Source organism: Flavobacterium sp. UBA6135 (genome assembly GCF_002428305.1).
GTDB lineage: Bacteria > Bacteroidota > Bacteroidia > Flavobacteriales > Flavobacteriaceae > Flavobacterium.
In genome coordinates this window covers 1-14,831 of the sequence record NZ_DIVJ01000032.1, presented here as the reverse complement: position 1 = coordinate 14,831, position 14,831 = coordinate 1, and the positions used below count along the sequence as shown (strand labels likewise).

Annotated in this window: 13 protein-coding genes; all 13 read left to right on the top strand. The window is 32.5% G+C overall.

All coding sequences use genetic code 11. The annotated features are described in order from the left end of the window. Window positions 1-12 precede the first annotated feature (12 nt). Window positions 13-708 carry an ABC transporter ATP-binding protein gene (locus tag B3L86_RS08400; RefSeq protein ID WP_291117596.1) on the top strand — a complete coding sequence of 232 codons (696 nt, stop codon included), beginning with the start codon at window positions 13-15 and terminating at the stop codon, window positions 706-708. A gap of 157 nt (window positions 709-865) precedes the next feature. Next, window positions 866-3,661, top strand: a complete 2,796-nt coding sequence (locus tag B3L86_RS08395) for a tetratricopeptide repeat protein (RefSeq protein ID WP_291117593.1) — start codon at window positions 866-868, stop codon at window positions 3,659-3,661. 2 nt (window positions 3,662-3,663) lie between these two features. Further along, window positions 3,664-4,071 carry a bactofilin family protein gene (locus B3L86_RS08390; RefSeq protein WP_291117590.1) on the top strand — a complete coding sequence of 136 codons (408 nt, stop codon included), beginning with the start codon at window positions 3,664-3,666 and terminating at the stop codon, window positions 4,069-4,071. Window positions 4,072-4,087: 16 nt separating this feature from the next. Continuing rightward, on the top strand, window positions 4,088-4,264 hold the full coding sequence (locus B3L86_RS08385) for an AtpZ/AtpI family protein (protein WP_349679486.1): 177 nt from the start codon (window positions 4,088-4,090) through the stop codon (window positions 4,262-4,264). 3 nt (window positions 4,265-4,267) lie between these two features. Then, entirely contained in the window at window positions 4,268-4,654 is a 387-nt protein-coding gene (locus B3L86_RS08380) for a hypothetical protein (protein WP_291117585.1), read from the top strand. Window positions 4,655-4,787: 133 nt separating this feature from the next. Then, window positions 4,788-5,870, top strand: a complete 1,083-nt coding sequence (atpB, locus tag B3L86_RS08375; protein WP_291117582.1) for a F0F1 ATP synthase subunit A — start codon at window positions 4,788-4,790, stop codon at window positions 5,868-5,870. Window positions 5,871-5,911: 41 nt separating this feature from the next. Then, window positions 5,912-6,112 carry an ATP synthase F0 subunit C gene (gene atpE, locus B3L86_RS08370; protein WP_023578147.1) on the top strand — a complete coding sequence of 67 codons (201 nt, stop codon included), beginning with the start codon at window positions 5,912-5,914 and terminating at the stop codon, window positions 6,110-6,112. 84 nt (window positions 6,113-6,196) lie between these two features. Next, window positions 6,197-6,688, top strand: coding sequence for a F0F1 ATP synthase subunit B (locus B3L86_RS08365; protein ID WP_188361568.1), 492 nt, complete (start codon window positions 6,197-6,199; stop codon window positions 6,686-6,688). Beyond that, entirely contained in the window at window positions 6,688-7,221 is a 534-nt protein-coding gene (atpH, locus tag B3L86_RS08360; protein ID WP_188361634.1) for an ATP synthase F1 subunit delta, read from the top strand. Before B3L86_RS08365 ends, atpH begins: the two co-directional genes overlap by 1 nt. A 23-nt stretch (window positions 7,222-7,244) precedes the next feature. Next, on the top strand, window positions 7,245-8,822 hold the full coding sequence (gene atpA / locus B3L86_RS08355) for a F0F1 ATP synthase subunit alpha (protein ID WP_291117577.1): 1,578 nt from the start codon (window positions 7,245-7,247) through the stop codon (window positions 8,820-8,822). A 76-nt stretch (window positions 8,823-8,898) separates the two neighbouring features. Then, on the top strand, window positions 8,899-9,756 hold the full coding sequence (gene atpG, locus B3L86_RS08350) for an ATP synthase F1 subunit gamma (protein WP_291117575.1): 858 nt from the start codon (window positions 8,899-8,901) through the stop codon (window positions 9,754-9,756). A 734-nt stretch (window positions 9,757-10,490) separates the two neighbouring features. Then, window positions 10,491-13,028: a T9SS type B sorting domain-containing protein gene (locus B3L86_RS08345; RefSeq protein WP_291117572.1), complete on the top strand. Its 2,538-nt coding sequence runs from the start codon at window positions 10,491-10,493 to the stop codon at window positions 13,026-13,028. A 58-nt stretch (window positions 13,029-13,086) separates the two neighbouring features. Next, on the top strand, window positions 13,087-14,831 hold a 1,745-nt coding region (locus tag B3L86_RS08340), incomplete at its 3' end, for a S9 family peptidase (protein ID WP_291117569.1).

The following is a 14,831-nucleotide window of genomic DNA, read 5'->3' as shown; positions in this document are numbered from 1 at the left end:
AACCATATTATTATGATACAAGTTAAAAATCTTACCAAAACATACAACGGAACAACCGTTTTAAACATAGCTGATTTAGATATTCCAAAAGGTCAAAGTTTTGGATTAGTTGGAAATAACGGAGCCGGGAAAACCACTTTTTTCAGTTTGTTGTTAGATTTGATTCAGCCTTCAACGGGTTTAATAACCAGTAATTCAATACAAATTAATACAAGCGAAAAATGGAAACCGTTTACTTCTGCTTTTATTGATGAAACTTTCTTGATTGGTTATTTAACACCCGAAGAATACTTTTATTTTATTGGTGAACTTCGCGGATGGAACAAAGCTGATGTGGATAGCTTTTTAGTGAAATATGAAGATTTTTTCAATGGAGAAATTTTAAAAAACAAAAAATATTTACGTGATTTATCCAAAGGAAATTCTAAAAAAGTAGGCATAGTTGCTGCTTTAATTGGAGAACCGGAAGTGATTATTCTAGACGAACCATTTGCAAATTTAGATCCAACCACACAAATTCGTTTGAAAAAAATCATTAAAGAATTGGCAGAAGATTCATCCGTTACAATTTTAGTTTCCAGTCACGATTTGCAACACACGGTTGAGGTCTCAAACCGAATTGTGGCGTTACAAAAAGGTGAAATTGTACTTGATTTAGTTCCGTCTTCAGAAACTTTAAAAGAATTAGAAGCATTTTTTGCGGCCTAATAAATTCTCTGGTTTTTTGCTTGAGAATACATCAGTATTTATTGCTCACTGATAAAAAGTGAGCAATATTTTTTTGTATTTCAAAAAGAAGCGTATTTTTACCCTTGCTACATACTAAAACACGAAGTTTTTAGTTATGCAATAAACCGTTTTTACTTTGAAAACCACTACTATAAAATATTTTTTTACTGTCACATTAGTTATTTTTTTGGTGGCTTGTTCTACCAAAAAAGACAAATTTGTAAATAGAAATTTCCAAGCATTAAACACCAAAAATAATGTATTATACAATGGTGATATTGCTCTTCAGACCGGATTAAAGGATTTGAAATCAGGATATAATGATAATTTTTGGGAAATTTTGCCGATTGAGCGAATGCAAGTTTCCGAAGAAAACATGATGCCTGGTGATTCAAGAGATGCAAACTTTGAAAAGTCGGAGGACAAAGCAATTAAAGCTATTCAAAAACGCTCCATGCTAATTGGTGGTCGAGAGAGAAATCCGCAAATAGACGAAGCACATTTGCTTTTAGGTAAGTCAAGGTATTACGACCAGCGTTTTATTCCGGCACTAGAAGCCTTTAATTATATTTTATACAAATTTCCAAATAGTGATAAAATTTATGAGGCAAAAATTTGGAGAGAAAAAACAAATATTCGTTTAGAAAATGATGCTTTGGCTATAAATAATCTCAATAAATTATTAAATGAGATTAAGTTTAAAGATCAAATTTTTGCAGATGCTCATGCTAGTTTGGCTCAAGCTTATTTAAATACAGATGAAAATTCTAAAGCGATTAAAAGTTTAAAGTTGGCAACAGAATTTACAAAACATACTGAAGAAAGAGCAAGATATCAGTTTATTTTAGGTCAGTTGTATGATGTTCAAAAATCAAAAGACAGTTCTTATTCCATGTATCAGAATGTAATTGATATGAACAGAAAATCGCCTAGACGTTATGTTATTCAAGCTCATATTAATCAAGCAAGTCAGTTTGATTATAAAAATGGAGATACTTTGGCATTTGTTGAGAAATTTGACAAACTAATAAAAGATCGCGAGAACAGACCGTTTTTGGATGTACTTCATCATCAAAAGGCTCTGTTTTATGATGCTTTGGATAAAAAAAATCACGCAGTTGCCAACTATAATTTATCATTAAAAAACCGCACACAAAACAATTATTTGACGGCTTCAAACTACAGAAATATTGCAGAAATCTATTTCTACAAAGCAAAATACCAAGAATCCGGAAAGTATTATGACAGCACTTTAGTCATGCTTCAACCAAGAACACGTGAATATAACGCCATCAAAAAGAAACGCGAAAATCTTGACGATGTAATTAAATATGAAGGAATTGCTCAAAAGAACGATAGTATTCTGAATATTTTAGCTTTGTCAGAAAGTGATAGAATTTCCTTTTATGAAGATTATATAGCCAAAATAAAAAAAGAAGATGAGCTAAAAGCAAAAAAGGAAAAAGAAGAAGCCAAGTTGCAAGAGCGATTAGCAGTTCAAGACGAGGTTATTGCACAGGGTTCTACACAGTCAATTGGTGCAAAAATGCAACCACCCGGAGGGACATCCTCACAATTTTATTTTTATATCCCCGCAACTGTTGCACAAGGTAAAGTGGATTTTGTCAAACGTTGGGGAAAACGCAATCAAAATGTTTATTGGCGTTCTTCAACAGCTCAATCAAAAAACACAACAGTTGCGGCTGAAGATTTTGAGAAGCAAACGAATGATTTAGCAATTTCAGATTCAAAAGAGGAAAATCCAAAATATTTAGCTTCTTTTTATACCAATCAATTGCCAAAAACCACCAAAGAAAGAGATAGTTTGGCAACCGAACGCAATTTTGCCTACTATCAATTAGGTATTATTTACAAAGAAAAGTTTAAAGAATATGAGTTAGCAGCAAATCGTTTGGAAATGGTTTTAAAGAGCAAGCCAGATGAGCGTTTGGTGCTTCCTTCGATGTATAATTTGTATAAAGTCTACGAAATCATAGACAAAAGCAAAGCGACTCAAATGAAAGATAGAATTATCAATCAGTTCCCTGATTCGCGATATGCTCAAATTTTGACCAATTCATCTATCGGTTCACAAACCTTGGCAGATGATCCGGAGATTGCTTATGCTCAATTGTTTAAATTATATGAAAGCGGCGATTATAGAGCTGTCTATTTTAAAATGGACGAGGCAATTGAAAAATTTACCGGAGAGGAAATTGTGCCTAAATTGGAATTATTAAAAGCAACAACCAACGGAAAATTGAAAGGACTGAATGAATACAAAAACGGATTGAATTATGTAGCTTTAAATTATCCTAATAAACTAGAAGGTAAAGAATCAGAAGAATTTTTGCGACTGAAAATGCCTCAACTAGAAAATTTGGATTTCAATCAAGATGCACCTTCAAGTTGGAAAATTATTTTTGAAGCAGACGATTTAGAAAGTAAAAAAACAAAGAAACTACTAGAAACTGTTGCCAAGTTTATTAAAGACCGAGGCCAAACAAAATTGACTTCTTCTGTTGATATTTATACTTTAGAACAAAATTTTTTAGTGATCCATGGCATCAGAAATGAAGAAGCTGCTGTTGATATTGTTTCCATTTTAAAAGAGTTTAAAGATTATAAAGTAACAGAACCGACCATAATTATTTCAAATGAAAATTACAAAGTGGTTCAAATCAAAAAAAGCCTAAAAGAGTATTTAAATCCAAATTATATACCGTTAGAAAAGAAAGTATTTGCACAACCATTGCCAAAGCAAGATGTTCCAAAACCTTCTGTTCCGGCAACAACTAAACCCATTCAAAAGCAAAATACAACTCCTAGTGGAAAAGGAACTCAAAAACCACCGGCAGGAAAAGGGGCTCCAGGAGATATTTTGAAGTCTAGTGAATTATTACCACCAACAGGTGGAACTAAAAAGGGATAATTATGTTTAAAAAAGAAACCAAATCCTATACGGATTTGTTAGGAAAAACTAACAGAATTGTAGAAGGAACAAAAATTAAAGGCGATATTCATTCTTTAGCAGATTTTAGATTTGATGGAGAATTAGTTGGAAATTTTCACTCAAATGGCAAATTAGTTTTAGGACCATCCGGTTATATTAAAGGAGAAATTAGCTGTAAAAATGCAGATATCGAAGGAAAAGTTGAAGGCAAACTAGAAATAGCCGAGGTACTTAGTCTAAAATCAAAAGCAGTAATACGTGGCGAAGTAATTTGCGGTAAATTAGCCGTTGAACCCGGAGCAGAATTTAGTGCAACATGTATTATGAAGCCAAACGTAAAATTACTTCAACATCATAATGAATCAGGAGCCGAAGAAAAAACCGCTTAATAAATGGTTGGTTCTAATGAACATTCCGTTTCAAATGGGTGTTATTATTTTTGCAGGAGTTTATTTTGGTAATTGGCTCGACGAAAAACAACAAAACGAAAATTCACTTTATATTATTATTTTTTCATTGTTAGCTGTCTTTATAGCGTTATACAATGTGATTCAGCAAGTGAAAAATCTTAATAAAGAATAACACATGAAAGAAAAATTAATACCTTTTATCAAACAATTTTTACCTTTTTCCATTCTTTTATTTGTTGCTCAATTACTGATTACACGTTTTTTGTTTGCGGAAACACCTTTTTATTATCCGGTTTACAGCGTTTATGCTTTTCATTTTATACTCACTTTTTTTTTGTATTTATTTCTGGTTTTTGTCAATGTGACTTTTTTTGATAAAACCGGTTATACTTTTCTAGCCACCGGAATTCTAAAGATGATGGCATCGGTAGTGTTCCTTCTTCCGTTAATTCAATCTGATTTTGAAGATAAAATTCCGGATGTTGGAGCTTTTTTTATTCCGTTTTTTCTTTTTTTATTGTTTGAAACCATCCATTCTGTCAAGCTTTTAAATACGAATTGATTGAGTAATCCTTAAAAAAAAGGCTTCTTTCAAACCTTTATTTAAAAATTGTGTTGATATATTTTCATTTATTAATTAAATATGTACCTTTGCACGAAATTTTAACGACATTAAATTCTGCTAAATTTTAAAAATGAGAATAGCAAAAAGTACCATTCAGTTTATTGCGGTTTTATTAGTAACGCTGTTGCCGATTTCCGGTTTTGCCGGAGGATCACATTCAGAAGATAAAGAGTTTAATGCCACAGACTTAATCAATTCGCACATTGGTGATTCGCACGAATTTCACATTGCCGATTGGGATGGTCATCCAATCACATTTTATTTGCCGGTTATTTTATGGACAGAAAACGGATTGAAAGTATTTTCATCCTCAAAATTTCACCATGATAATGAAGCAAAAGAAGTAGTTGAAATTGATGGAGAAAAATTCATTCGTTACAAAGAAGTAATTTATTATGCCGATAAATTTGCTGAAATTACTGATGAGTCAGACAAAAGCGGATTAAATTTTGCCGCAAGACCGTTGAACTTTTCAATTACCAAATTGGTTTTCTCGATGTTGATGTCGGTTATCATATTGTTTTTATTGTTTACGGCAGTTGCTCGTTCCTACAACAAAAATAAAATGGCTCCCAAAGGATTAGCAGGTTTCTTAGAACCGTTGGTTTTATTCGTTAGAGACGATATTGCGATTCCAAACATCGGACACAAAAATTATGCGAAGTATATGCCGTATTTGTTAACCATCTTTTTCTTTATTTGGATTAACAACTTAATCGGATTAATTCCATTCTTCCCGTTTAGTTCTAACTTAACCGGAAATATTTATTTCACTTTCGTTTTAGCATTCATTACCTTTTTAATCACTACATTTAGTGCTAATAAAAATTATTGGGGACATATTTTTGCTCCACCGGTTCCAAAAGCATTATACCCGATTATGTGGCCGGTAGAAATTATCGGAATGTTTACTAAACCTTTTGCATTGATGATTCGTCTTTTTGCTAACATTACAGCGGGACACATTATTATATTGAGTTTAATTTCATTAATCTATATTTTCAAAACCGCATGGATTTCTCCTGTATCTGGAGCGTTTGTATTATTCATGAGTGTGTTGGAAATGTTGGTTGCGGCTCTTCAAGCGTATGTATTTACCTTGTTGTCTGCCTTGTTTATCGGTCAAGCTGTAGAAGAGCACGACCACCACTAAAATTGAGTTTTTTTAATTATTAACTATATAAATTTAACATTATGGTATTAGCTGGAATCGGTGCTGGATTGGCTGTTATTGGAGCAGGAATCGGTATTGGAAAAATTGGTGGATCTGCTATGGACGCTATGGCAAGACAACCAGAAGCTGCTGGAAAAATTCAAACTGCTATGATTATTGCTGCCGCTCTTATTGAGGGTGTTGCACTTTTCGCAGTAGTAGTTGCTTTAATTGCAAAGTAATTTTCAAAAAAAAGAACACGTTTCGCAACGGTTGGTTGCGAAACTGTTTTTAAAAAAGTAAAACAATTTTAATCTATATAAAACATGAACTTAACTTCACCGGAAAGTTTAATTTTTTGGACAACGATCATCTTTGTGGTTTTCTTTTTCTTAATGAAAAAGTTTGCTTGGAAGCCTATTTTAGGAGCCGTAAAAAGCAGAGAAGAATCTATCAACAATGCATTAGCTGCTGCTGAAACAGCAAAATTAGAAATGCAAAACTTGACTGCTTCAAATGAACGTTTATTAGCCGAAGCCAGAGCAGAAAGAGATGCTATGATGAAAGAAGCTCGTGAAATCAAAGAAAAAATGATAAACGATGCTAAATCTGAAGCTCAAGTTCAAGGTGAGAAAATGATTGCTCAAGCAAAAGCCGCTATTGAAAATGAGAAAAATGCAGCAATGGCCGAATTGAAAAATCAAGTTTCATCACTTTCTTTAGAAATAGCTGAAAAAGTAATTAAAAGTGAATTAGCTAACACAGAAGCTCAAACCAAATTGGTAGAGAAAATGTTAGGTGATGCTAAATTAAATTAATCCGTATGTCAAGAGCTGCGATTAGATATGCCAAAGCAATTATAGAAAATGCTGTTTCCAACGGAAGAGCCGATGTAGTGAATCAAGATATGAAATTGATTAACGAAACGGTAAATTCTAATGAGGAATTAAAGCTTTTTTTAGTTAGTCCTGTTGTAAAACCGGGAGCGAAATATGATGCCTTATCTGAAATTTTTGCATCTGTTCAAAACGACACCAAAGGATTATTTTTATTGCTAAAAGAAAACAAACGTTTCGAGATTTTGGGAGAAATTGCAGAGCAATATAATGCTCAACACGATGTGTTAAACGGAATTGAAGTGGCAAAAGTTACCACTGCTTTCCCAATCACTCCAGATTTAGAAGCAAAAGTTTTGGCAAAAATAAATGAATTTTCAAACAAGAAAATCACGTTAATCAACACGGTAGATCCATCCATCATTGGAGGATTTATTTTGAGAATTGGCGATCAACAATACAATGCTTCTGTAGCAAACAGATTGCAACAATTAAAGAGAGAATTTAGTAATTAATATTCCAATAAAGATATAGAACAATGGCGGAAATTAAACCTGCTGAAATTTCAGCAATATTAAAAAAACAATTATCTGGTTTTGAATCAGGTGCATCGTTAGAAGAAGTGGGAACAGTACTTCAAGTTGGTGATGGTATTGCTCGTGTTTACGGCTTATCAAATGCTCAATACGGAGAGTTAGTACAATTCGACAACGGATTAGAAGCAATCGTATTAAACTTAGAAGAAGACAATGTTGGGGTAGTATTGTTAGGTCCTTCAACAGGTATTAAAGAAGGTTCTACCGTAAAAAGAACACAGCGTATCGCTTCCCTAAAAGTAGGTGAGCAAATGGTAGGTCGTGTGGTTGATACGTTAGGAAATCCAATCGATGGGAAAGGACCAATCGGTGGAGATCTTTATGAAATGCCATTGGAAAGAAAAGCTCCCGGAGTAATTTTCCGTCAACCGGTAACTGAACCGTTGCAAACAGGAATCAAATCAATTGATGCGATGATTCCGGTAGGAAGAGGTCAACGTGAGTTGGTAATTGGTGACCGTCAAACCGGTAAAACTACCGTTTGTATCGATACCATTTTAAATCAAAAAGAATTTTATGATGCAGGTCAACCTGTATTTTGTATCTATGTTGCTGTTGGACAAAAAGCGTCAACTGTAGCATTAATTGCAAAAACATTAGAAGATAAAGGGGCAATGGCTTATACGGTTATCGTAGCAGCAAATGCTTCAGATCCTGCACCAATGCAAGTATATGCTCCGTTTGCAGGTGCTGCAATTGGAGAATATTTCCGTGATACTGGTCGTCCGGCTTTGATTATCTATGATGATTTATCTAAACAAGCTGTGGCTTACCGTGAGGTTTCTCTTTTATTAAGAAGACCACCAGGACGTGAAGCTTATCCTGGAGACGTTTTCTATCTTCACTCAAGATTATTAGAAAGAGCTGCAAAAGTGATTGCAGATGATGATATTGCAAAAAACATGAACGACTTACCGGATTCTTTACGTCCAATCGTAAGAGGTGGAGGTTCATTAACCGCTTTACCAATCATTGAAACACAAGCAGGTGACGTTTCTGCGTATATTCCAACCAACGTAATTTCGATTACAGATGGTCAGATATTCTTAGATGGTGATTTATTTAACTCAGGGGTTCGTCCGGCAATTAACGTAGGTATTTCGGTATCGCGTGTTGGAGGTAATGCTCAGATTAAATCAATGAAAAAAGTATCGGGTACATTAAAACTGGATCAAGCTCAGTTCCGTGAATTGGAAGCTTTTGCAAAATTTGGTTCTGATTTAGATTCAGTTACTTTAAATGTAATTGAAAAAGGGAGAAGAAATGTTGAAATCTTGAAACAAGCCGTAAACGATCCATATACTGTTGAAGATCAAGTTGCAATTATCTATGCAGGTTCTAAAAACTTATTGAGAAATGTTCCTGTTAATAAAGTAAAAGAATTCGAAAAAGATTATATCGAATACTTGAACAACAAACACAGAGATGTTCTTAATTCTTTAAAAGCAGGTAAGTTGGATGACAACATTACTGATGTTTTAGAGAAAGTAGCAAAAGAAATTTCAGCGAAATATAATTAATTAGTCAATTTATCAATGTGTCAATTATTTTTTAATTGACACATTGATAAATTGGCACATTGACTCATTATAAAAAATGGCAAACTTAAAGGAAATACGTAACAGAATTACATCCGTTTCATCAACGATGCAGATTACTTCTGCGATGAAAATGGTTTCTGCAGCTAAGCTAAAAAAGGCTCAAGATGCAATTACCGCTATGCGACCTTATGCCGAAAAATTAACGGAATTACTTCAAAGTTTGAGTGCTTCATTAGAAGGTGAAGTTGGAGGTGCTTTTACAACCCAAAGAGAAATTAAAAAAGTTTTGGTTGTTGTAATAACTTCAAATCGTGGTTTATGTGGTGCATTCAATTCAAATGTTGTAAAGCAAGCTAAAGTTATCGCTGATTCGTATGCTGGTAAACAAGTTGATATTTTTACAATTGGTAAAAAAGGAAATGATGTTTTGCGTAAAACTCATGAGGTTGTTGAAAACAGAAGTGATGTTTATGATGACTTAACTTTTGATAATGTCGCACAGATTGCTGAACATTTAACCAATTTGTTTACAACTGGTGTTTATGATAGAATTGAAATTGTTTACAATCAATTCAAAAATGCAGCTACTCAAATTGTACAAACGGAACAATTTTTACCGTTAGCTCCTTTAGTTGGTGCAGTAACTGCAAGTTCAGATTATATTTTTGAACCTTCAAAAGAAGAGATTGTAATTACGTTAATTCCAAAATCATTAAAAACACAGTTATACAAATCAATCAGAGATTCATTTGCAGCAGAACACGGAGCTAGAATGACCGCAATGCACAAAGCAACTGATAATGCAACTGAATTGAGAAATCAACTGAAATTGACTTATAACAAAGCCCGTCAAGCTGCAATTACTAATGAAATTTTAGAAATTGTTGGTGGTGCGGAAGCGTTGAACAATTAAGAATATTTTTATTGAAAATACGTCAATCAAAATAACACATATTTAAGAAAGTCACGTGAATAGCGTGACTTTCTTATTTTAGATGATAGAGTAAGAAACTATAGAAGTCCGCCTTTTTTTCAACTCTATCAACGTAATTTGAAACTTTTCCAGAGTGGCCAGCATCTTTTTCAACGTTTAAATAAATTGGATTTTTTTGTGAAGATCTTTGCTGCAACTTTGCTGCAAATTTATAGGAGTCAGCAGCAACTGGATATACTAACTTAGCTGTTTGTTAAAAATAAAATAATTAATAAGTGTAACGTTTTTTTATCGGATTAGATTTAAAATCTATTAAACATATAAAAAATATAAAAAATTTCCGTAATTTTTAGCAATTAAAATAGAATAAAAAGAGGGCTTTTCTTAAGATTCATAAATGTGTTGTTTTCAATTTTCAAAGATTAAAAAGCAATTCAACTTTAAATCTAATTAATTAGAGAAGGCATCTTTTTTTCACTTCTTCACTCTATTACCACTAATTCAATATGTTAATTTTTAATTAATGACAGAAAAAGCGATTTAAACAACATAATTTTATTACTTTTATGGATTGACTTTATAGCTGTTCAATGATTTTTAAACCAAATTCATACTACTTTCGAAAAAGTTTTACTTTCTTTCTATTACTCTTTTCTACTATTGTTTTGTCGCAAAATGAGACAAACCATTGGTATTTTGGAGAAAATTCGGGCATGAACTTTAGTGACGGATTGTTTCAAGTGCTTAATGATGGTAGTATGGATACTCCAGCCGGATGTGCGAGTATTTCCGATAAAGATGGAAATCTATTGTTCTATACAAATGGTAGAGTGGTTTGGAATAGAAATCACGAAATTATTGAAGATGCATTTTATTTGGCAAATGAAATTGAAGACATTCAAACCACCATCATTATTCCAAAACCAAATGATGAAACTACTTATTATATTTTTTCGGCTAAAGAAAATCAAGTGAACGGGTTAATACGTTCTATAATTCGTTTTACTCCGGAGTTTCCGTTGGGTTATCTTGAGGAACAAAATATTTTGGCAGATCCCAATCGTCCTTCAATAAGTCGAATTGCAGCAATACATCATGCAGAGAGTAACACTATACGATTAATTACTTTTGGAAAGGAGGAGAATTTAGCTGACTCCCCAAGAAACACCTTCAGAGTTTATAACATTACAGAAAATGGAATTTCGGCTCCACAAGCCCATACACAAAACAATCATGCTTTAGGTGCAAAAGGAGCAATGAAAATTTCTCCTAACGGTCAACATATTGCAGTAACAGATTTTGATAATAGAGAAATTTATTTATACAATCTTAATAATGAAAATGGCAGTATTAGTTATATTAAAAAATTTAGCACGACTCCTCGACTAGGATTGTTAATTAATCCCTACGGATTAGAATTTTCTCAAGATTCTAATATTTTATATTACTCAGGAAATAATACTGTTGTACAGGTTGAAATAAATCCGGTAGAAGATTTTGTAATTCACCCTGTATTTAGTGTTCCAAACTGTAAGTCTTTACAATTAGCTAGAAATGGTAAAATTTATATAGCCCAAGGTAATGAAGAAAATCCCTTGGGAAGAATTAGTGTTATAAACAAACCTCATCTAATAGGTGAAGCAAGTATCTTTCAAGTTAATACTATTAGCCTAAATCCAAGTAGATCAATAAGGGGATTACCTGTTTTTGTTGCATCTTTTTTAAGAAACAGAATAATTGTTGATGATGATTGTATTGGAACTAATTTCAATTTTAAATTAGATGCATATGCACCTATTCAATCAGTTTTATGGGATTTTGGAGACGGAACTAGTTCCTCTTTAATGAACCCCACACATGAGTTTCAAACAACAGGAATTCATTTTGTAAAAGCAACAATAGTTATAAATGATTATCCTGTTATTTTATATAAAGAAGTTGAAGTATATTCTTTACCTTCTCTTGAACCAAATCAAGTTTTGATTCAATGTGATTCGAACAATGATGGGGTGTCTTTTTTTAACCTTAAGGAAATTGGTAATAAAATGAATAACCCTAGCGTTGATTACGAATATTTTTTTTATCAAACGATTAATGATGCAATTTCAGACACCAATCAAATAGAAAATTATGAGATATATCAAAATCAAACAAATCCAGAAGAAATTTTTGTAAAGATAATTAGCCTGGAAGGGTGTGAATTAATAAGTAATTTTTTCCTTGAATCATCCCATATCGTTTTAGACCCAATAGCCAATATGTATGTTTGTGAAGATTCAGATAATATTCTCAACAATGGGGAAGGAACATTCAATATAGGCTTTAAAGAAGATCAAATTCGAAATCAATTAAATATTCCTTCTTCATCCACGATTACTTTTTTTCATACCGAACAAGATGCTCAAACTAAAGCAAACCCTATTGAAGGAAGATATCACACAACTTCAACTACAATAATTTGGATAAGAATTGAAAATGATGATTTCTCATGTGGAGGAATTGGGCCTATTCAGTTGATAGTTAATTCAGAAATTGTTTTGAATGTTCAAGATAGTTATATAATCTGTGATCCTATAATGCATTCAACACAAGTTCTAGATGGTGGTGTAAATAATGGAAGTTGGATTTGGAAAGATTCTTCCGGCACAATAATTTCTAATTCACGATTCTTTTCGTTGACTGAAAGTGGTTTTTTTTCAGTTACGGTGTCCAAAATAGAAAACGGTATACTATGTTCTACAGTTAAAAGCTTTGTAGTTGTTAACGCAAATACTCCCGAATTTACCGAAGTAAAAGCAGAAGAAGATAAGATTTATGTATCTGTTTCAGGAAATAGTGTTTATGAATTTTCAATCAATGGGATTAATTATTTTGGAGAAGGTTTGTCCTATGTTTTTTCAAATGTACAACCAGGTCTTCACACAGTTTATGTTAGAGATATTTTTAATTGTGAAGCTACAATAAATACTGAGGTTTTCCTACTTCGTTTTCCTAAATTTTTTACTCCTAATGGAGATGGAATTAATGATTATTGGATACTTAGTTATGAAATTTTAAAATTGTTTCCAGATATAAAAGTTTATATTTTTAACCGTTATGGTTTATTACTATATTTTATGGATAATAATAATTTAGAAAGAGGTTGGGATGGTTCTTTAAATGGAAAAATTTTGCCTTCTTCGGATTATTGGTACAAAGTTTTTTTAGATGAAAAGAGAAATTTTAAAGGCCATTTTTCACTAAAGCGATAATTTGCTTTTTTTTTAAAATAGTTTACTTATTGATATTTGAGAATTAAGCTTTAATATAATGAAATATTTTTTTACCTATTTTACCCTTTTACTTTTTCAACTATTTTTTGGCCAATCATTAACCTTAAGTGAAATCATGAAAGGTGATGAGTTTATTGGTCATCAACCCGAAAATCATAGATGGTCAATTGATGGAACAACTGTTTATTTTGATTGGAATCCGGAAAATGAACTTGGGAATAGTGCTTTCTATTGGAAAAAAGGAATGAAAAACCCTGAAAGAGTAGTTCCAAGTGATTTAATTGCAGCAAGAATTAGAAATGACAATCAAACAGATTTCCCAACCTTATTTTTTATAAATCAAGGAGTGTTGTATGAATTTGATAAGAAAACTAAAAAGACAAAAAAAATATACCAATCTTCTCAAGGTGTTTCCAATGTTAGAAGAAGTTCAAATCCTAATCAGATATTTTTTAATCAAAATAACAATTTATTTCAATTGGATACCAAAGCGGCAACGCTGATTCAAATTACAAATTTTAAAGGAACGAAAACAGGAAGTAAAGAGGATAAATCCAATTTTTTATCTGAACAACAAAGTGAATTATTTCAATTTATAAAAGATCAAGAATCAAAAAAACAATGGAATAAAGAACAAGCAGAAAAATTGAAAGAAAAGTTTCCGAAAGAAATTTTTCATGAGAAATCATCTTTAGAACAAATTACACCTTCACCTGACGCTAAATTCGTAACCTTTAGATTATCTGATTATGCAACAACTAGTTCAACAAAAGTAGAGCAATTCATAACGGCTGATGGTTATACAAAAAATACTAACGCCCGTTCAAAAGTTTCAATTGACAATTTGAGCAAACACAAAATGGGTATTTATAGCCACGAAAAAGACTCCGTTTATTATGTTTCTTTTTCGGGTTTAACGGGGATTTCTGAGTTTCCAAAATACTACCAAGAGTATGATAAATTAAAAGAAAAGGAAAAAGGAGAAAAAGCAATTGTGATGCAAGCCCCGATTTTTAATCAAGCCGGAAGTTTAGCCGTTTTTGAAATCCGAAGCCAAGACAATAAAGACCGTTGGATTGTCCAATTAAATTTTGAAACCGGAAGTATCACAGAATTAGAACATCAACATGATGAAGCTTGGATTGGCGGACCCGGAATTCCCGGTTATGCATTTAGTCGAGGCACTTTAGGTTTTTTGAAAGACAATCAAACCATTTATTTTCAATCGGAAGCAACCGGATATTCGCATTTGTATTTAATGAATTTAAAAACCAAACAAAAAACACAACTTACTAAAGGAAATTGGGAGGTGAGAGAGGTGGTTAAACTTTCCAATGATGGAAAATCGTTTTATCTATCAACCAATACTTCGCATCCCGGAAATAGAGAATTTTATAAATTAGACATTGCTTCTCAAAAAATGATTCCGATTCTAACCAAAGAAGGAGCACACGAAGTAGAAGTATCACCAGACGAAAAAACGCTATTGGTTCGCTATTCATCAAAAAATAAACCATGGGAATTATATATTGGCGAAAACAAACCTAATGCTACGTTACAGCAAATAACCTTTTCAACAACTAAAACATTTGACGCTTATACTTGGAAATCACCTGAAGTAATCACTTTCAAAGCCAAAGACGGAGCCGATGTTTATGCTCGAGTTTACGAACCTAACGCAAAAAATAAAAACAATGCAGCGGTAGTTTTTGTTCACGGGGCCGGATATTTGCAAAATGCTCATAATTTTTGGAGTAGTTATCATCGTGAATATATGTTTCA